The 17,472-nt window shown below is 72.2% G+C and carries 17 protein-coding genes; 4 read left to right on the top strand and 13 right to left on the bottom strand.

Annotated features, from left to right (window positions below):
* Positions 1 to 199 precede the first annotated feature (199 nt).
* The 3 genes from ACZ4MU_RS20965 (at position 200) to ACZ4MU_RS20955 (ending at position 2,800) form a co-directional block, all read left to right on the top strand.
* Positions 200 to 1,408, top strand: coding sequence for a S8 family peptidase (locus ACZ4MU_RS20965; RefSeq protein WP_467878600.1), 1,209 nt, complete (start codon positions 200 to 202; stop codon positions 1,406 to 1,408).
* 75 nt (positions 1,409 to 1,483) lie between these two features.
* Complete coding sequence (locus ACZ4MU_RS20960) at positions 1,484 to 2,032, top strand: DUF1697 domain-containing protein (protein ID WP_467878597.1); 549 nt, start codon at positions 1,484 to 1,486, stop codon at positions 2,030 to 2,032.
* A 141-nt stretch (positions 2,033 to 2,173) separates the two neighbouring features.
* On the top strand, positions 2,174 to 2,800 hold the full coding sequence (locus ACZ4MU_RS20955) for a mycothiol-dependent nitroreductase Rv2466c family protein (RefSeq protein WP_467878594.1): 627 nt from the start codon (positions 2,174 to 2,176) through the stop codon (positions 2,798 to 2,800).
* A 120-nt stretch (positions 2,801 to 2,920) separates the two neighbouring features.
* On the opposite strand, the gene ACZ4MU_RS20950 is transcribed toward ACZ4MU_RS20955, so the two are convergent.
* From ACZ4MU_RS20950 to ACZ4MU_RS20900, 11 genes are all read right to left on the bottom strand, one after another.
* The gene (locus ACZ4MU_RS20950) at positions 2,921 to 3,724 is read right to left on the bottom strand and encodes a sirohydrochlorin chelatase (protein WP_467878591.1); all 804 of its coding nucleotides are present in this window, start codon (positions 3,722 to 3,724) and stop codon (positions 2,921 to 2,923) included.
* Between the two features lie 6 nt (positions 3,725 to 3,730).
* A complete protein-coding gene (locus ACZ4MU_RS20945; RefSeq protein ID WP_467878588.1) occupies positions 3,731 to 4,651 on the bottom strand; it encodes an ABC transporter permease in 921 nt (306 codons plus the stop codon).
* A complete protein-coding gene (locus ACZ4MU_RS20940; protein WP_467878585.1) occupies positions 4,638 to 5,426 on the bottom strand; it encodes an ABC transporter ATP-binding protein in 789 nt (262 codons plus the stop codon). Before ACZ4MU_RS20940 ends, ACZ4MU_RS20945 begins: the two co-directional genes overlap by 14 nt.
* A gap of 36 nt (positions 5,427 to 5,462) precedes the next feature.
* Positions 5,463 to 6,575 carry an aliphatic sulfonate ABC transporter substrate-binding protein gene (locus ACZ4MU_RS20935; RefSeq protein ID WP_467878582.1) on the bottom strand — a complete coding sequence of 371 codons (1,113 nt, stop codon included), beginning with the start codon at positions 6,573 to 6,575 and terminating at the stop codon, positions 5,463 to 5,465.
* A 240-nt stretch (positions 6,576 to 6,815) separates the two neighbouring features.
* Positions 6,816 to 8,156, bottom strand: a complete 1,341-nt coding sequence (locus ACZ4MU_RS20930) for a sulfate adenylyltransferase subunit 1 (RefSeq protein ID WP_467878579.1) — start codon at positions 8,154 to 8,156, stop codon at positions 6,816 to 6,818.
* On the bottom strand, positions 8,157 to 9,095 hold the full coding sequence (gene cysD, locus ACZ4MU_RS20925) for a sulfate adenylyltransferase subunit CysD (protein ID WP_467878577.1): 939 nt from the start codon (positions 9,093 to 9,095) through the stop codon (positions 8,157 to 8,159). It lies immediately after the preceding gene.
* A complete protein-coding gene (cysC, locus tag ACZ4MU_RS20920; RefSeq protein ID WP_467878574.1) occupies positions 9,092 to 9,661 on the bottom strand; it encodes an adenylyl-sulfate kinase in 570 nt (189 codons plus the stop codon). Before cysC ends, cysD begins: the two co-directional genes overlap by 4 nt.
* Positions 9,661 to 10,371, bottom strand: a complete 711-nt coding sequence (locus tag ACZ4MU_RS20915) for a phosphoadenylyl-sulfate reductase (RefSeq protein ID WP_467878571.1) — start codon at positions 10,369 to 10,371, stop codon at positions 9,661 to 9,663. Before ACZ4MU_RS20915 ends, cysC begins: the two co-directional genes overlap by 1 nt.
* Positions 10,368 to 10,550: a hypothetical protein gene (locus ACZ4MU_RS20910; protein WP_467878569.1), complete on the bottom strand. Its 183-nt coding sequence runs from the start codon at positions 10,548 to 10,550 to the stop codon at positions 10,368 to 10,370. Before ACZ4MU_RS20910 ends, ACZ4MU_RS20915 begins: the two co-directional genes overlap by 4 nt.
* Positions 10,547 to 12,244 carry a nitrite/sulfite reductase gene (locus tag ACZ4MU_RS20905; RefSeq protein WP_467878566.1) on the bottom strand — a complete coding sequence of 566 codons (1,698 nt, stop codon included), beginning with the start codon at positions 12,242 to 12,244 and terminating at the stop codon, positions 10,547 to 10,549. Before ACZ4MU_RS20905 ends, ACZ4MU_RS20910 begins: the two co-directional genes overlap by 4 nt.
* A 114-nt stretch (positions 12,245 to 12,358) precedes the next feature.
* Positions 12,359 to 12,442, bottom strand: a complete 84-nt coding sequence (locus ACZ4MU_RS20900) for a putative leader peptide (RefSeq protein ID WP_351804716.1) — start codon at positions 12,440 to 12,442, stop codon at positions 12,359 to 12,361.
* Positions 12,443 to 12,631: 189 nt separating this feature from the next.
* Between ACZ4MU_RS20900 and ACZ4MU_RS20895 the strand changes: the two genes are divergently transcribed.
* Positions 12,632 to 15,526: an NACHT domain-containing protein gene (locus tag ACZ4MU_RS20895; RefSeq protein WP_467878563.1), complete on the top strand. Its 2,895-nt coding sequence runs from the start codon at positions 12,632 to 12,634 to the stop codon at positions 15,524 to 15,526.
* A 17-nt stretch (positions 15,527 to 15,543) separates the two neighbouring features.
* On the opposite strand, the gene ACZ4MU_RS20890 is transcribed toward ACZ4MU_RS20895, so the two are convergent.
* Positions 15,544 to 16,107, bottom strand: a complete 564-nt coding sequence (locus ACZ4MU_RS20890) for a GNAT family N-acetyltransferase (RefSeq protein WP_467878560.1) — start codon at positions 16,105 to 16,107, stop codon at positions 15,544 to 15,546.
* Positions 16,108 to 16,199: 92 nt separating this feature from the next.
* A complete protein-coding gene (locus ACZ4MU_RS20885; RefSeq protein ID WP_467878680.1) occupies positions 16,200 to 17,450 on the bottom strand; it encodes a GAF domain-containing protein in 1,251 nt (416 codons plus the stop codon).
* Positions 17,451 to 17,472 lie beyond the last annotated feature (22 nt).

The following is a 17,472-nucleotide window of genomic DNA, read 5'->3' as shown; positions in this document are numbered from 1 at the left end:
GCTGTCCACCAAGCCTGCACAACACCGGGGTTGACCTGCGATGGCCTGTTTTTTATTACGAAACCTTGTTGTGTAAGTCACAGCTCTGTGGAGCTCTTGATCTGCGCTCGTCCATCAGCAAGGGTCGTGAACCAGCCCCCGGAGGGTTTCCGTCCGGTGGGCCAACCCCCCACAAGAACCGGCGAGGAGACCCCTCTTCATGGCAACTCACCAGCGCAGGAGCCGCCTCAAGCTCACGGCCGGGATAACCGCCGTGGCGGCGGCGGCCGGAGTCACGGTCATGACCACACAGATGGCGGGCGCCGCCGCGCCGGCCGAGGGCACGGTGTACGGCCTGGACGCCAAGGGCGCCATCGACGGCAGCTACATCGTCCTGCTGGACGAGAAGGCCTCCGCGGACGCCAAGCGCAGGCTCGCCGACGAGTACGGCGGCACCCTCCGGCGCGACTACACCTCGTCCGTCAACGGCTTCTCGGCGAGCGGGCTCTCGCGGACCGAGGCCAAGCGGCTGGCCGCCGACCCGGCCGTCGGCAAGGTCGTCCAGAACAAGAAGTTCCACATCGCCGCCGAGCAGGCCGGCCCGCCCTCCTGGGGGCTCGACCGGATCGACCAGGCCGATACCGCCGGGGACGGCAAGTACACCTACCCGGACAGCGCGGGCGAGGGCGTCACCGCGTACGTCATCGACACCGGTGTGCGCGTCAGCCACAAGGACTTCGGCGGCCGGGCCGCTTCCGGCTTCGACGCCATCGACAACGACACCACCGCCGACGACGGCAACGGCCACGGCACGCACGTCGCCGGCACCATCGCGGGAACCGCGCACGGCGTCGCCAAGAAGGCGAGGATCGTCGCCGTCCGCGTCCTGGACGACCAGGGTTCGGGCTCGACCGAGCAGGTCGTCGCGGGCATCGACTGGGTCACCAAGAACCACCAGGGCCCCTCGGTCGCCAACATGAGCCTCGGCGGCGGCGCCGACCCCGCGCTCGACACGGCCGTCCAGAAGGCCATCGCCACCGGTGTGACCTTCGCCGTGGCGGCGGGCAATGAGTCCGCCGACGCGGGCCAGGGCTCGCCCTCCCGGGTCAAGGAGGCGATCACCGTGGCCTCCTCCACCAAGGACGACAAGCAGTCGGACTTCTCCGACTTCGGCTCGGTGGTGGACCTCTACGCCCCCGGCTCGGACATCACCTCCGACTGGAACACGGACGACAACGCCACCAGGACGATCTCCGGTACGTCGATGGCGACCCCGCACGTCGTGGGCGCCGCCGCCGTCTACCTCGCCGCCCACAAGGACGCCACCCCGGCCCAGGTGTCCGAGGCGCTGACCGGCGGCGCCACCCCCGGCAAGATCTCCAACCCCGGCGCGGGCACTCCGAACAAGCTGCTCAAGGTCGTCGAGTAACCACCCCCGGCAGGCGTGAACGGCGGCTTCCGTGCCATCCCCCACGAGGCACGGGGGCCGTCCTATTGTGTGGACATGACGACGATGTACGCCGCCCTGCTGCGCGGGATCAACGTGGGCGGCAACAAGAAGGTCCCGATGGCCGAGCTCAGAGCAGTGCTCACCGAGCTCGGCCACGGCTCCGTACGTACCTATCTGAACAGCGGCAACGCCGTCTTCAGCAGCGACTCCCACGACCCGGACGCGCTCGCCGCCGCTCTGGAGCGGGCCATCGGGAAGCACTTCGGCTTCCAGGTCGCCTGCCTGGTGCGCACCGGCGCCTATCTGCGGGCGGTCGTGGACGCCTGCCCGTTCCCGGCGGACGAACTGGAAGGCAGGCAGCTGCACGCCACCTTCTTCTCCCGGCCCGTCGACCCCGAGCGCTTCGCGGGCATCGACACCAGGGCCTTCCTGCCGGAGGCCTTCCGCCTCGGCGACCGGGTCCTCTATCTGTACGCGCCCGACGGTCTCGGCCGGTCCAAGCTCGCCGAGGCACTGGCGAAGCCCGCCCTGCTCAAGGGCGTCGAGGCGACGGCCCGCAACTGGAACACGGTCAAGGCGCTGGTGGAGCTGACCGGCGACTGAGCGGCCGGGGCGGCGGGTGGTGAGAGGAGTGGAGGCGGGCTCCCGAGCGGCCCCAAGCGGTCCAAGCGGCTCCAAATGGCCCAGTCGACCAATGCGTGAATGGCCCGGACTCCGGTGCCAATGCGTCGCTACCTTCGTCCTATGGACACCATCGAGCGCACCGGCCCCATCACCGTCGACTTCTACTTCGACCCCGCCTGCCCGTTCGCCTGGATCACCTCGCGCTGGATGCTGGAGGTCGAGCGGCACCGGGACATCGACCTCCGGTTCCGGGTGATGAGCCTCTACCTGCACAACATCGGCAACGAACTGCCCGCCTGGTACCGGGAGTTGGTCGACAAGTCGATCCGCCCGGTGCGGGTGGCGGTGGCCGCCGCGCAGGACCACGGGGAAGGGGTGCTGCGCGACCTGTACACCGCGTACGGCACCCGGATACACGAGCAGAAGAACGAGGACTTCGACGAGGTCATCACCCAGGCGCTGGCCGAACTCGGGCTCCCGGCGGCGCTCGCGCGGGCCGCGCACGACCCCGCCTACGACGAGGCGGTACGCCGCCGCCACGACGAGGGCAAGGACCCGGCGGCTGACGCGTACGTCGGTACGCCGACGCTGCACCTCGACGGAACCGTCTACTTCGGTCCCGTGCTCAGCTCCATTCCGCGCGGCGAGGAGGCGGCCCGGCTCTTCGACAGCGTGCGCGTGATCGCCTCCCACCCGGACTTCTTCGAGCTGAAGCGGACACGGACCGGCGGTCTCCGCTTCGACTGACGCGCGGCGGGTGATGAGTGCTCCGGCGAATGGCCCGAGCGGAGAGGCGGACCGGAGGCATCTCGCCGGGCGCGGCCGGGCGGACGACGGGGGTGCGGTCCGAGGGCAGGCTCCGGACCGTCAGGCGCTGAGCACCTGCGGGCGCATCCCCCGCAGCCGCGACTCGTCGTAGCGGACGAGCAGCAGCCGGGCCAGCTCCGGGGCCGCGCCCAGCACCCCGGCCAGGGCGTCCGCGTCCTGGGCGCCCCGGGCGATCCGGTCGGGCAGGAAACCGGGGGCGATGACGTACGGGGCCACGGCGACCCGGCGCACGCCGAGGGCCCGCAGCTCCCGTACCGCGTCCTCGGTGCGTGGCAGAGCGGCGGAGGCGAACGCAGGCCGCACGGCGCACCAACCGGTGTGCCGCAGCTCCCGCGCCACATCTGCGATCACTGCGATCGCCTCCGGGTCCGTGGAGCCCGCCGAGGCCAGCACGACCCCGGTCGAGCGCTTGTCGGCGGGGGTGAGCCCCGCCTCGTACAGGGCCTTCTGGAGCCGTCGCTCCACCGTGGCCAGCAGCAGGGGGGAGGGGCCGAGGACGTCGGCGAGGCGGATGTCCAGCCGCGCCGGAGCCCTGTCGAGCACCGCCGGGATGTCGGACTTGGCGTGGAAGGCCCGGGTCAGCAGCAGCGGCAGCGCCACCACCTCCCGTCCGCCCGCCCGCCGTCCGCCACCGCCCTTCCCCGGCGGCGCCTCGCACCGCGCCTCCTCGGCCAGCCGTTCGAGGACGCGCGGCACCGAGGGCGCGTTGAAGTCCAGGAAGCCGGTCTCCACGCGCAGCCCCGGCCGCAGCGCCCGTACCCGCCGCACCAGGGCGTGGACGGTCGCGGCGTGCCGCGGATCGCGGCTGCCGTGGGCGATGACGAGGAGGGCGGGGGCGGACACGGTGGCTCAGCTCTTCACCAGCAGACCGCGGCTGCGCAGCACATGGCGCTCCAGCGGACTGAAGATGAGCAGGTCGATCGCGATGCCCACGATCAGGATCAGGAAGATGGCGAGGAAGACGCCGGGCATGTCGGAGTTGTTGCGGCCGTTCTCCAGCAACTGGCCCAGGCCCAGGCCCAGATCGGGCGAGGAGGCGATGATCTCGGCGGCCATCAGCGAGCGCCAGGAGAACGCCCAGCCCTGCTTGAGGCCCGCCAGATAGCCCGGCAGGGCGGCGGGCATCACGATGTGCCAGGTGCCGCGCAGCCCGGTGGCGCCCAGGGTGCGGCCCGCGCGCAGGAACAGCGGCGGGACCTGGTCGACGCCGGAGACGAGCCCGTTGGCGATCGAGGGCACCGCGCCCAGCAGGATCACCGCGTACATCATCGAGTTGTTCAGGCCGAGCCAGATCACCGCCGGGGGGACCCAGGCCACCGAGGGCAGCGACTGCAGGCCCGAGAGGATCGGCCCGATCGCCGCCCGGACGAACCTCACCCGCGCCACGACGAGCCCCAGCGGGGTGCCGATCGCCAGCGCCAGCAGGAAGCCGAGCAGCCCGCGCGAGACACTGGTCCACACGATGTCGAGCAGGGTCCCCTGGAGCCACAGCTCCTTCAGGCCCGACCAGACGGAGGACGGCGAGGGCAGCTTGGTGCTGTCGGCGACCTCCGCCCACACCAGCCCCTGCCAGACGACCAGGACCAGCGCGATCGCCGAGAGGGGCGGCAGGACCTTCTGCACCAGCGTCTCGCGCAGCGGGGTGCGCCCGCTCTGCACCGTCTCCAGCGCGTCGAGGCCCGCCTCCAGACCCGCCAGGTCATGGGTGTCCCCGGGGGCCCCGACGGCCTTTCCGGCCTGTTCGGCCTCGGACGTCTCAGTGCTGGCCATGGCGGCGGATCTCCCCACGCAGTTGTTCGGTGATCTCTACGGAGAGCTCCGCCACGGCGGAGTCCTCGATGCGGCGCGGCTGCGGGATGTCCACGGTCCACTGGTGCGCCACCCGGCCGGGCCGGGACGACAGGAGCACGACCCGCTGGGCGAGGCGGACGGCCTCGCGCACGTTGTGCGTGACGAACAGCACGGACAGGTTCGTCTCGCGCCAGATCCGGGTCAGCTCGTCGTGCAGGACATCCCGGGTGATGGCGTCGAGCGCGGCGAACGGCTCGTCCATCAGCAGCAGTTGGCTGTCCTGGGCGATCGCGCGGGCCATCGCCACGCGCTGGCGCATCCCGCCGGACAGCTCGTGCACCCGCTTGCCGTACGCGCCGCTCAGCCGCACCAGTTCGAGCAGCTCCTCGGCGCGCCCGCGGCGCTCGGCCTTGGGCACCCCGCGCAGCCGCAGGGCGAGCTCGATGTTCTTCCCCGCGGTCAGCCACGGGAACAGGGCGTGCTCCTGGAACATCAGCGCGGGCCGCCCGCCGGGCGTCTCGATCACCCCGGCCGTCGGCCGGTCGAGCCCCGCCACCAGGTTCAGGAGCGTGGACTTCCCGCACCCGGAGGCTCCCAGGAGGGTGACGAACTCGCCCGGCGCGACATCGAGGGTGATGTCGTCGAGCACGAGCTGGGGGCCGGCGGGACCGGCGAACGACTTCGACACGTGCCCGATCCGGGCGGCGTACTCCGTCGTGGCACGCTCCTCGGCCGCGGCGACTGCGGTGGCCATGGTCGTCACCTCCTGGGAACTGGTGCGGATACGGGGTTACTTGACGCCGAAGCCGGCGTCGGCGACCTCGGGCCTGCCCAGGCCCTTGAGGACCTTGTTGAGCGGGGTCAGGTCGTAGATGCCGTCCAGGTCGGGCTTCTTCAGCAGGCCCGCCTTGACGGCGTGGTCGGCCTCGATGCCGAGGGTGGCGGCCAGCGGGTCGTCGGTGGTCTTGATCGACTGCCACGCGGGGTCCAGGACGTTCGCGGGCAGCGCCTTGCCGCTGAGCGCCTTCAGGGCGGCGTTCGCGGAGGCCTTGGCCCTGTCGGGGTTGGCCTTGATCCAGTCGTTGGTCTTCACGGAGCCGCGCAGCACCGCCTCGACGACGTCGGGGTGCGCCTTGAGGAACTTCTGCGACACGATGATGTTCGTGATCACGAACTCCTTGTCGGCCCACAGGTCGGCCTCGTCCAGGAGGACCTTGGCGCCCTGGGAGACGAGCTTGGAGGCCGTGGGTTCGGGCACCCAGGCGCCGTCGATGGAGCCGGACTTGTAGGCGTCGGGGGTGATCTTGTTGTCGGTGCGGACCACGGAGACGTCGCCCTTGCCGCTCTGGGCGTCGACCTTCCAGCCCTTCTCGGCGATCCAGTTGAGGAAGGCCACGTCCTGGGTGTTGCCGAGCTGCGGGGTGGCGATCCTGTGGCCCTTGACGTCGTCCAGGGAGCTGATCGTGTCCGGGTTCACCACCAGCTTCACCCCGCCCGAGGCGGAGCCGCCGATGATGCGCAGGTTCTGGCCCCTGGACTTGGTGTAGCCGTTGATCGAGGGCGAGGGGCCGATCCAGCCGATGTCGATCGAACCGGCGTTCAGCGCCTCGATCTCGGAGGGCCCCGCGTTGAAGGTGGAGGTCTTCACCTCGGTGCCGCCCAGCTCCTTCTGGAACAGGCCCTCCTGGACGCCGACCAGGGCGGTGGCGTGGGTGAGGTTCGGAAAGTACCCGATCTTCACGGAGTCCGCCGACAGCTTCTTGGCGTCGGCGGCGACCTGGGCCTTCCCGGCGCTGTCGGACTCGTCCTTCTGCGACCCGTAGCTGCAGGCGGCCAGGACGAGCAGCGGGAGGGCCGCGGCGGTGGCGAGGCCGGCGCGGAGGGCGGTGCGGGTGGCAGGCACGGGAGGGTTTCCTCTCGGTGGCCCGGCGGTCAGCTTCCCCGGGGAACGGGGGAGAGGGCCGGGAGGTCGGCGGGTTTTCGTCTGGAGCGGTGGCGCGGGCGGAGCCGCTGGGCGCGCGAGCGGTGCGCGTACGTCATCGCGCACATCGGCCCACCCCGCCCTGCCCGCTGCCGAGGACGCCGCTGCCGACGCGGCCGCCCTCCTTGGCGAACGTGGAGTAGAAGTCGTGGCTCGTCATGGTCAGAAGTCCCAGCCGTCCGACTCGCTGTCGGCCCTGACGGGCTCGGGCGCGGCGAACGACTCGCCGACCATGCCCGCGGTGAGCGTGGTGCCGTCGGCCGGGTCGATCAGGATGAACGCGCCGGTGCGCCGGGAGTCGGCGTAGGCGTCGAGCGGCAGCGGCTCGGCCGTACGGATCTTGACCCGGCCGATGTCGTTGGCGACCAGCCGCCCCGGGTGCGGGTGCAGCGAGAGGTCGTCCAGGGTCAGCCGGGACGGGATGTCCTTCACGATCGCCTTGACCGTACGGGTGCCGTGCTTGAGCAGTACGCGGTGGCCCACGGAGAGCGGCTGGTCGGCCACATGGCACACCGTCGCCTCCACGTCCTGGGTGGTGGCAGGCGCGTCCCCGCTCGGCACGATGAGGTCGCCGCGCGAGATGTCGACGTCGTCGTCGAGGAGCAGCGTCACGGACTGCGGGGTCCAGGCCACGTCCACGGACTCGCCGAGCAGGTCGATCCCGGAGATCGTCGAGGTGCGGCCGGAGGGCAGCACGGTCACGCTCTCACCGACGCGGAAGGTGCCGGCCGCGATCTGGCCCGCGTAGCCGCGGTAGTCGGGGTGCTCGGCGGTCTGCGGGCGGATCACGTACTGCACCGGCAGCCGGGCGTGGCAGCCGGTGAGGTCGTGGCTGACCGGGACCGTCTCCAGGTGCTCCAGGACGGTCGGGCCGCCGTACCAGTCCATGTGGGCGGACGGCTCCACCACGTTGTCGCCGGCCAGCGCCGAGATCGGGATGGCGGTGATCTCCGGCACGCCCAGCTCACCGGCGTACGCGGTGAACTCCTTCGCGATCGCCGCGAAGACCTTCTCCTCGTACCCGACCAGGTCCATCTTGTTGACCGCGAGCACCACGTGCGGCACCCGCAGCAGGGCGGCGACCGCGGCGTGGCGGCGGGTCTGCTCGACCACGCCGTTGCGGGCGTCGACCAGGACCAGCGCGAGGTCGGCGGTGGAGGCGCCGGTCACCATGTTGCGGGTGTACTGCACATGCCCGGGGGTGTCGGCCAGGATGAACCGGCGCCGGGGGGTGGCGAAGTAGCGGTAGGCGACGTCGATGGTGATGCCCTGCTCGCGCTCGGCCCGCAGGCCGTCGGTGAGCAGCGCGAGGTCGGGGGTGTCCTGGCCGCGCTTGGCGGAGGCGGCCTCGACGGCCTCCAGCTGGTCGGTGAGGACCGACTTGGAGTCGTGCAGCAGTCGGCCCACCAGGGTGGACTTGCCGTCGTCGACGGACCCGGCGGTCGCGAAGCGCAGCAGGGTGGTCGCGGACAGGTCCGCCAACTGCTCGGTCGTGGTGGTCATTTAGAAGTACCCCTCGCGCTTGCGGTCTTCCATCGCGGCCTCGGACATCTTGTCGTCGGCGCGCGTCGCGCCCCGCTCGGTGAGCCGGGAGGCGGCGATCTCGGCGATCACGGCGTCCAGCGTGGTGGCGTCGGAGTCGACGGCGCCGGTGCAGGACATGTCGCCGACCGTGCGGTAGCGCACCAGCCGCTTCTGTACGGTCTCGTCCTTCTTGGGGCCGCCCCAGTCGCCCGCGGTCAGCCACATGCCGGCGCGCTGGAAGACCTCGCGCTCGTGCGCGAAGTAGATCCGCGGCAGCTCGATGCCCTCCCGGGCGATGTACTGCCACACGTCCAGCTCGGTCCAGTTGGAGAGCGGGAAGACCCGGACGTGCTCGCCCGGCGCGTGGCGGCCGTTGTAGAGCTGCCACAGCTCGGGGCGCTGGCGGCGCGGGTCCCACTGCGAGAACTCGTCGCGCAGCGAGAACACCCGCTCCTTGGCCCGGGCCTTCTCCTCGTCGCGCCGTCCGCCGCCGAACACGGCGTCGAAGCGGTGCTGCTGGATGGCCTCGGTCAGCGGCACGGTCTGGAGCGGGTTGCGCGTTCCGTCGGGCCGCTCGCGCAGCTTGCCCGCGTCGATGTACTCCTGCACGGAGGCGACGTGCAGCCGCAGCCCGTGCTCGGCGACCACCCGGTCGCGGTAGGCGAGGACCTCGGGGAAGTTGTGTCCGGTGTCGACGTGCAGCAGCGTGAAGGGGACGGCCGCGGGGGCGAACGCCTTCAGCGCCAGGTGCAGCATGACGATCGAGTCCTTGCCGCCGGAGAAGAGGATCACCGGCCGCTCGAACTCGCCCGCCACCTCGCGGAAGATGTGCACCGCCTCGGACTCCAGGGCGTCGAGGTGGGTGAGCGCGTACGGGGTGTCCGTGCCCTCGGCCTGGGCGGCGGCGGTCGTCGTCATGCGAGACCCCTCTCGGTGAGCAGTGCGTGGAGCGCGGACGCGGACTCGCCCACGGACTGCCGGTGCGACTCGATCCGCAGGTCGGGCGATTCGGGCGCCTCGTAGGGGTCGTCGACCCCGGTCAGCCCGCTGATCTCGCCCGCCGCCTGCTTGGCGTACAGGCCCTTCACATCGCGCTCGGAGCAGACCTCCACGGGAGTGGCGACGTGCACCTCCAGATAGGCGGTGCCCTCGGACTGGTGGCGCCCCCGGACCGCGTCGCGGCTGTCGGCGTACGGCGCGATCACCGGCACCAGCGCCTTGACGCCGTTCGAGGCGAGCAGTTCGGCGACGAAGCCGATGCGCTGCACGTTGGTGTGCCGGTCCTCGCGGCTGAAGCCGAGCCCGGCCGAGAGGAACTCGCGGATCTCGTCGCCGTCGAGCACCTCGACCCGGTGGCCCTCCTCGCGCAGCCGGCCCGCCAGCTCGTACGCGATGGTCGTCTTGCCCGCGCTGGGCAGCCCGGTGAGCCAGATGGTGGCTCCGGTGGTGGCCCCGCTCACTTGGTTCTCCTGGTGGTTCGTCATCAGCCGTGCAGCCCGCACTCGGTCTTGTCGCGCCCGGCCCAGCGGCCGGCCCGCGCGTCCTCGCCCTGGGCCACCCGGCGGGTGCAGGGCGCGCAGCCGATGGACGGGTAGCCGTCCATGAGCAGCAGATTGGTGATCACGCCGTGCTCCGCCACGTAACGGTCCACGTCGTCCTGCGTCCAGCGGGCGATGGGGGAGACCTTCACCTTCTGCCGCTTCTCGTCCCAGCCGACGACCGGGGTGTCCGCCCGGGTCGGGGACTCGTCGCGGCGCAGTCCGGTCGCCCACGCGGAGTAGGCGCTCAGCCCCTCCTGGAGCGGCCTGACCTTGCGCAGCGCGCAGCACAGGTCCGGGTCGCGGTCGTGCAGCCGCGGCCCGTACTGGGCGTCCTGCTCGGCCACGGTCTGACGCGGCGTCAGCGTGATGACGTTGACGTCCATCACCTCCGCCACCGCGTCCCGGGTGCCGATGGTCTCGGGGAAGTGGTAACCGGTGTCGAGGAACACCACGTCCACGCCCTTGCGGACGCGGGACGCCAGATGGGCGACCACCGCGTCCTCCATGGAGGAGGTCACGCAGAAGCGCTCGCCGAAGGTGTCCACCGCCCACTGGAGGATCTCCAGGGCGGAGGCGTCCTCCAGGTCGCGGCCCGCCTGCTCGGCCAGGGCCTTCAACTCGGCGCCCGTGCGCTGCTCCTGAGTCGTCGTCATATCCGCTCGTCCCCTCCGATGTCGGCTCGCTTCAGCCCCCGGGCCAGCAGCCCGAGGAACTTCAGCTGGAATGCGCGGTTGCACGCCGCGCATTCCCAGGCGCCGTGGCCCTGCTCGTGGGGACGCAGGTCCTCGTCGCCGCAGTAGGGGCAGTGGAAGGGGGCCGCGCGCTCGCTCACGACAGGGCCTCCTCGCTCGCGCGCGCGGCCCAGGCGGCGAACCGCTCGCCGCTCTCGCGCTCCGCCTCGAAGCGCTTGAGGAGCCGCTCGATGTAGTCCGGCAGCTCGGCCGAGGTGACCTTCAGGCCGCGCACCTTGCGGCCGAACGCGGCCTCCAGGCCGAGCGCCCCGCCCAGGTGCACCTGGTAGCCCTCGACCTGCTCGCCCTCGTCGTTCAGGACCAGCTGGCCCTTGAGACCGATGTCCGCCACCTGGATGCGGGCGCAGGCGTTGGGGCAGCCGTTGAGGTTGACGGTGATCGGCTCGTCGAAGTCCGGGATGCGGCGCTCCAGTTCGTCGATGAGCGCGGAGCCGCGCGCCTTGGTCTCGACGATCGCCAGCTTGCAGTACTCGATGCCGGTGCAGGCCATGGTGCCGCGCCGGAAGGGCGAGGGCCTGGCGGTCAGGTCGAGCGCCTCGAGCGCCTCGACCAGCGGCCCGACCCGCTCCTCCTCGACGTCGAGGACGATCATCTTCTGCTCGACCGTGGTACGGACCCGGCCCGAGCCGTGGGCCTCCGCGACCTCGGCGATCTTCGTCAGGGTGGCGCCGTCGACGCGGCCGACCCGGGGGGCGAAACCGACGTAGAAGCGGCCGTCCCGCTGCCGGTGCACCCCGACGTGGTCGCGCCAGCGCTGGGAGGGCTCGGCGGGCGCGGGACCGTCGACCAGCTCACGCCGCAGGTACTCCTCCTCCAGGACCTGGCGGAACTTCTCCGGGCCCCAGTCCGCCACGAGGAACTTCAGCCGGGCGCGGTTGCGCAGGCGCCGGTAGCCGTAGTCGCGGAAGATGCCGACGACGCCCGCCCAGACGTCCGGGACCTCCTCCAGCGGGACCCAGGCGCCGAGCCGGACACCGAGCTTGGGGTTGGTGGAGAGCCCGCCGCCGACCCACAGGTCGAAGCCCGGGCCGCGCTCGGGGTGTTCGACGCCGACGAAGGCCACGTCGTTGATCTCGTGCACCACGTCGAGCAGCGGCGAGCCGGAGATCGCCGTCTTGAACTTGCGGGGCAGGTTGGAGAACTCCTTGCTGCCGATGTAGCGCTCGTGGATCTCGTCGATCGCCCAGGTGCCGTCGACGATCTCGTCCTCGGCGATCCCGGCGACCGGGGAGCCGATGACGACACGGGGGCAGTCGCCGCAGGCCTCGGTGGTGGACAGTCCGACGGCCTCCAGCCGGTTCCAGATCTCCGGCACGTCCTCGATGCGGATCCAGTGCAGCTGGATGTTCTGCCGGTCGGTGATGTCCGCGCTGCCGCGCGCGAACTCCTGCGAGATCTCGCCGATCACCCGCAGCTGCCGGGTGGTCAGCCGGCCGCCGTCGATCCGGACCCGCAGCATGAAGTACTTGTCGTCCAGCTCCTCCGGCTCCAGGATCGCGGTCTTGCCGCCGTCGATCCCGGGCTTGCGCTGCGTGTACAGACCCCACCAGCGCATACGTCCGCGCAGGTCGTTGGGGTCGATGGAGTCGAAGCCGCGCTTGGAGTAAATCGTCTCAATACGTGTCCGCACATTGAGACCGTCGTCGTCCTTCTTGAACTGCTCGTTCCCGTTGAGCGGCGTGAAGTGGCCGACGGCCCACTGGCCTTCACCACGGTGGCGCCCCGGCTTGCGGCGGGGGGCGGTGGAGGCGGGCTTGTCTGGGCTGGCGGCCATGGGGATACGTCCTTCGGGACTGCAGGAGGGCGGCTCTGACCTGCACACTCGCGCTGAGGCGCGGCGGTGCGCACGGGCGTGGAAGAAGCGGGGGGCGGCGGTGCTGGGGTTCTCTCAGCGGGCCGGACAGATGGCGCTGGACATACGGCCCAGGTCGACGTGCCGTCGACTCACCAAGGCAATTCCAGTTCCGAACATGGCGGAAGCGTGTCACGGGCATCTCGGGCCAGTCCACCACTATCCAAAATGTGGACAACAATGTCCCGGATCGCGAGACAGTGTGGTCGGCGTCACGCCGCGGCGACCCCGGCCGTCCGCCGGACACGGCGGCTCCCGTCCTCCTATCCTGCCTGAGCGGACAGGGGGCAGGGGCGAGGGGGCACGCTCATGGGGGGACATCTCGCGTCATGGATCCCGGCCGCCGGGGCCTTCGTCCTCGGCGTGCTGGCCCTGAAGCTGAAGGACTGGTTCAAGACGCTCCTCGACAGGGCGGCGGCCCTCCTCTACGACCGGCTCGCCGGCAGCGCCCTGCTCGCCCGCACGGCGCTGCGCCGCTACATCGTCCGCGTCCACGAACGCCACGAGCGCTTCTCCGTCTCCTTCCGGGTCGACGACTCCCAGACCATGGACATGGCCTCGGTGTACGTGCCGCTGCGCACCGCCTCCGGTTTCGGGGCGGGCGCCGAGCAGGCCGAGGCCCACAGCTCGCTGCACGAGGCCCGGCACGCCGTGGTCCTCGGTGTTCCCGGCGCGGGCAAGACGATGCTGCTGCGCCACACCGTCCTCGCCTGGTGCCACGAGCGCTACCGCCCGCAGGATCCGCCGCGCCGCGCCTGGTACGGCCGCCGCCGCCCGCCGAGGGCCGAGCCCGGAGAGCTCGTCGACGTCCCCGTCCTGCTGAAGCTGCACGAGGTGAACCTGGACGAGGGGGACCTGCGTGACCACATCGTGAAACACTTCGCGGACCATGACTTCCCGGGCGCGGGCAAGTGGGCCGACCGGGCGCTCGCGGAGGGCCGCCTCGCCGTGTACTTCGACGGTCTGGACGAGGTGCCGACGGCCCGGCGCAAGGAGGTCGCGGACGCGATCGGACAGTTCACGCGGACCCACGCGAAGTGCCGGACCGTGGTGACCTGCCGGATCGCCGTCTACCGAGGCGAGTTCACCGAGGACGCCGACCGCACCCTGCGCGTCCAGGAGTTCGACGAGCGCCTGGTCCGCCGCTTCCTGCACGGCTGGCCCTGGCCCGAGCACCTGCCGGCCGACACCGTGGAGCAACTGCTCGGCGCCCTGCGCGACACCCCGCAGCTGATGCCGCTGGCCCGCAACCCGCTGCTCCTGACCATGATCGCGTACCTCTACAGCCATGTGTACGCGGGCACGGACCAGATGCTTCCGCACACCCGCGCCGACTTCTACAAGCAGGTCACGGACAGCCTCCTCGGTGACCGCCAACGCGACGCGCGCTTCTCGCACCCGGTGAAGAAGGCGGTCCTGCAACGCCTCGCGCTGGCCGCGCAGGACGTCCCCTCCGACGTCCACGACCGTCTGGCGCTGCCGGAGCGGGAGGTGCTGACCCACGTAAGGGCCGCGCTGGCGGAGCAGGGCCGCCCGCAGGAGCGGGCCCAGGAGGTTCTGGAGGAGATCGTCGAGCGCAGCGGGCTGCTGCTGGCGGTGGACAGCGGGGAGCGCTACCAGTTCGCCCATCTCACCCTCCAGGAGTACCTGGCAGCGACCCGCCTGGCGGCCGACCCCGCGGGCCTGCTCGCCCGCTACCGCCGCGACCCGGCGGCGTGGCGGGAGACGGTACGGCTGTGGTGCGGGGCGGAGCCGCGCGACTGCACCGAGGTGGTCCGGGCGGTGCTCGCACAGGACCCCGTCCTCGCCTTCCAGTGCCTGGCGGACGCGCAGGTGGTGGACGAGGCGCTGGCCCGGGAGATCGTGTCCAGGTTCAGACGCCGGCTCGGACGCGAGAGCGGACCGGACCGCCAGGCGGTGATCGCGGCGTTCGGCGTGGTGGCGGGGGACCGGCGGCCCCGGGGCCGGGCGGTCTTCGCGCTCCTGGTCGAGATGGCGGCCTCCCCCGGTCCGGGCCGCACGGCGGCGGTCGCGGCGCTGGCCGCCACCAATCTGCCGAGCGCGGCCGCAGAGCTCGCCGGGCTCCTGCCCACGGTCCCCGAGGCCGGAACCGCCCTCGCGGAGATGGGCGATCTGGCGGTCCCCGCGCTGCGGACGGCCGCGCTGCGGGGAAGCCGGGAGGCGCTGCGGGCCCTGTGGGCGATCCGGACCCCGCGCGCGGCGGTCGCCCTCTCCGCCTTCCTGGCGGACTCGACCTCGGCGGACGCCGCGTTCTACCTCGGCGACCTGCTGCGGGACCCGGCGATCGAGGAGGCGCTCCGCCAGACGCCGCAGCGGGTGCGCGTACCCGACTACATGTGGGTGTGGCAGCCGTTCGCGGTCGGCACCGAGGACCCGCTCGTCCGGCGCGTCAGCATGATCGCGGCGGCCGTCGTCCAGGTGGGGGCGGAGCCGCCGCCCGGGGTGGCCGTGGATCCCAGGATTCTGACGGCACTGAGCGTGGTGGAGTGGGGCGAGCCATCGCCACCCCTCTCCTCATCATCCGGGCTGGACAGGCTCCGCCCCGACACATGGACGGTGTACGCGGCCGAGTTGCTGCAGGCGGCGGCGGACCACCGTCAGCACACCCTGAGCGGCGAGGCGATCCTGCGCGACGCCGGTCTTCCCGCCCCGCGGTCGCGGATGCTCCATCTGCTCCCGCTCCCGCTGCGGGGCCGCGTCATCGTGTTCCTCTGCGAACAGCGGACGGTCTCCGTCCCCGCGTGGGAGCGGGCCAACAGGCCCGTCGAACACCCGGACTACGTCTACTGGTACGGCTGGCACCTGCGTCTCCTGGTTGCCCTCCTTCTCGCGGTCTCCGGCCACGCAGCGGAACGTGCCGCCGAGGCGGCCGTCGGCCGGCACCCGTGGGGGCCGGTGTGGCTGGGCTGGGCGTCCGTCCTGATCATCGTCGCGGGGTGGGGGCTGCTCCTCGCGCGCCAACTGACCGGTCTCGTGATGGTGCCCTTCGTCTGCCTCTACGCCGGCGTCGCCTGGTGCGGCCTGTGGGGGGCCGCCCCGGCGGTGCTGGTCGCCCTCGCGGCCACGGGCGCCTGCACCGCGCTCCACCTGCGGGGATCCGCGCTCGCCGACCGCGCCCGGGACGCCCGCCACCCCTTGCACCGCCTCATCCAGGACCACCTCGGCCCGCCCGCACCCGGCTGAGGCCCGCAGGAGAGGCCCTAGTACGCCCCCGGCCAGGGTCCCGGCGCCGCCACCTGCGCCTGCTCCTCCACCTTGGTGTCGAAGAGCCGGAAGCCGCGCCGCAGATAGTTGTCCATCGCGTGCTCCCCGTCCAGCGAGCACGTGTGCAGCCACACCCGCTTGGTGGTGTCGCGGCCCGGCCAGCGGTCGGCCAGGTCCCAGGCCCGGGCGACGCCGTGGGAGAGGAGGGGGCCGCCGATCCCGCGGCCCCGGAACGCCGGGAGGAGACCGAAGTAGACGATCTCCACCGCGCCCTCGTCCTGCGCCTGGAGCTCCGCGTACCCGGCCGGTGTGCCGTTCTCGTACGCCACCCACGTCTCCACGCCCGGACGCGCGAGGAACTCCTGCCACGTGGCGTACGACCACGGCAGGCGGTCCGTCCAGCGGATGTCGCCGCCGACCGCCGTGTAGAGGAAGCGGCTGAACTCCGGCGAGGGCACCTCGGAGCGGACGATCCGTACGCCTTCGGCGGGCTCGGCGGCGGGGCGCAGGTCGGCCGGGGACGTCTGCTCCAGGGACCAGGTGGTGACGGGGATGTTCATGCCGCCACCGAATCATGGCCAAGGCTTCACCATCAAGCGCGGGTCAATGCGGGGCAGTGCGGGTCAATGCGGTCAGTGCGGGTCAGTGCGGGTCAGTGCGGGTGGTGGCGGGCCCCGCGCACCGCCGGGGCCGTGGAGTGCGGCAGCAGGTCGGCGGGGTGGGCGGGCCGGAGAACCTCCACCTCCACGTCCTCCGCGAACCGGTACGGGCGGTGCGCGAGCACCTCGGCCAGATGGCGCCGCAGCCGGGACATCTCCGCCCGTACCGTCACCGTACGCGTCGGGTCCTCGAAGATCTCGTCGGCCAGTTGCGCGGCCGTGCGCCCGGCGCGGTGCAGGGCCAGCACGTACAGGAGCTCGGCGTGGCGCGGGCTCAGCTCCTGCGCCCAGCTGCCCGCGTCCCCCGAGACCGTCACCGACGCGCGGCGCCGGCTCAGATCCAGCACCACCCGGCGCGGCAGCGCGTCCGCCGGTGGGGCGCCGTCGCCCACCACCCGTACCAGCCAGCCGCCCGGCAGCGGTTCGACCGCGCACATGCCGAGCGAGGGCAGCCAGACCCGGCCCGCCCGGAACGACTTCGGCAGCGGCAGCCGGTCCACCGGCGGCATCCCCGTCACCGCGGCCGTCCAGCCGTTGGTGTCGACGGCCAGCGCCCGGCCCCCGATCCGGCACAGCACGGGCGCCGCCACCGTCCGCAGCCGCTCCACGGCCGCCAGATGGCGGGTGCGCAGCTCGGCCCCGGCCAGCCGGGACACGGAGGTGACGAACGCCAGGGTCGCCGGGTGCATCGTCGACAGCGGGCCGCTCACGTCCACCACGCCCAGTAACCGCCCGTCGCGCGGGTCGACGACCGGCGCCCCCGCGCACGTCCAGGTGTGATGGGTGGAGAGGTAGTGCTCGGCCGAGTGCACCAGCATCGGGCGGCCGGTGACGAGCGGGGTGCCCACCCCGTTGGTCCCCACCGCCCCCTCGCTCCAGTCGGCCCCGACCTGGAAGCCGAGCGCGTCGGCGTTCCTGAGGACCGAGGCGTGTCCCTCGCGCCACAGCAGCATGCCGTCGGCGTCGGAGACGACCATGATGTGCTGGGCCGCGTCCGCGACCGAGACCAGCGCCTCCCGCAGCACCGGCAGCACCTCCCGGAGCGGCGAGGACTGCCGGCGCCGCTCCACCTCCGCCAGGGGCAGCAGCCGGGTGTGCCCGGCGCCGTCCGGGTCCAGGCCGCGGCGGAGCACCCGGCGCCAGGACGCGTGGATCTCCGCGCGCGGGGCGGGCGTGGAGGGGAGTCCGGCGAGCGTGGCGGCCCGCATGCCCTTGAGCAGCCGGGTCGCCTCCCGCACGTCCATCGCGGCCAGCCGGGCCGGATCG

The sequence above is a fragment of the Streptomyces sp. NPDC026377 genome (assembly GCF_055567715.1).
The sequence above is the reverse complement of the archived record's forward strand: the minus strand, read 5'-3'. Positions and strand labels throughout refer to the sequence as shown.

What these genes read in the sequence shown, in the direction of transcription:
- ACZ4MU_RS20965 (WP_467878600.1), top strand. Translation starts at nt 200, where the DNA reads ATGGCAACTCACCAGCGCAGGAGCCGCCTCAAGCTCACGGCCGGGATA.
- ACZ4MU_RS20960 (WP_467878597.1), top strand. Translation starts at nt 1,484, where the DNA reads ATGACGACGATGTACGCCGCCCTGCTGCGCGGGATCAACGTGGGCGGC.
- ACZ4MU_RS20955 (WP_467878594.1), top strand. Translation starts at nt 2,174, where the DNA reads ATGGACACCATCGAGCGCACCGGCCCCATCACCGTCGACTTCTACTTC.
- ACZ4MU_RS20945 (WP_467878588.1), bottom strand. Translation starts at nt 4,651, where the DNA reads ATGGCCAGCACTGAGACGTCCGAGGCCGAACAGGCCGGAAAGGCCGTC.
- ACZ4MU_RS20940 (WP_467878585.1), bottom strand. Translation starts at nt 5,426, where the DNA reads ATGGCCACCGCAGTCGCCGCGGCCGAGGAGCGTGCCACGACGGAGTAC.
- ACZ4MU_RS20930 (WP_467878579.1), bottom strand. Translation starts at nt 8,156, where the DNA reads ATGACCACCACGACCGAGCAGTTGGCGGACCTGTCCGCGACCACCCTG.
- cysD (WP_467878577.1), bottom strand. Translation starts at nt 9,095, where the DNA reads ATGACGACGACCGCCGCCGCCCAGGCCGAGGGCACGGACACCCCGTAC.
- cysC (WP_467878574.1), bottom strand. Translation starts at nt 9,661, where the DNA reads ATGACGAACCACCAGGAGAACCAAGTGAGCGGGGCCACCACCGGAGCC.
- ACZ4MU_RS20915 (WP_467878571.1), bottom strand. Translation starts at nt 10,371, where the DNA reads ATGACGACGACTCAGGAGCAGCGCACGGGCGCCGAGTTGAAGGCCCTG.
- ACZ4MU_RS20905 (WP_467878566.1), bottom strand. Translation starts at nt 12,244, where the DNA reads ATGGCCGCCAGCCCAGACAAGCCCGCCTCCACCGCCCCCCGCCGCAAG.
- ACZ4MU_RS20900 (WP_351804716.1), bottom strand. Translation starts at nt 12,442, where the DNA reads ATGTTCGGAACTGGAATTGCCTTGGTGAGTCGACGGCACGTCGACCTG.
- ACZ4MU_RS20895 (WP_467878563.1), top strand. Translation starts at nt 12,632, where the DNA reads ATGGGGGGACATCTCGCGTCATGGATCCCGGCCGCCGGGGCCTTCGTC.
- ACZ4MU_RS20890 (WP_467878560.1), bottom strand. Translation starts at nt 16,107, where the DNA reads ATGAACATCCCCGTCACCACCTGGTCCCTGGAGCAGACGTCCCCGGCC.
- ACZ4MU_RS20885 (WP_467878680.1), bottom strand. Translation starts at nt 17,450, where the DNA reads ATGGACGTGCGGGAGGCGACCCGGCTGCTCAAGGGCATGCGGGCCGCC.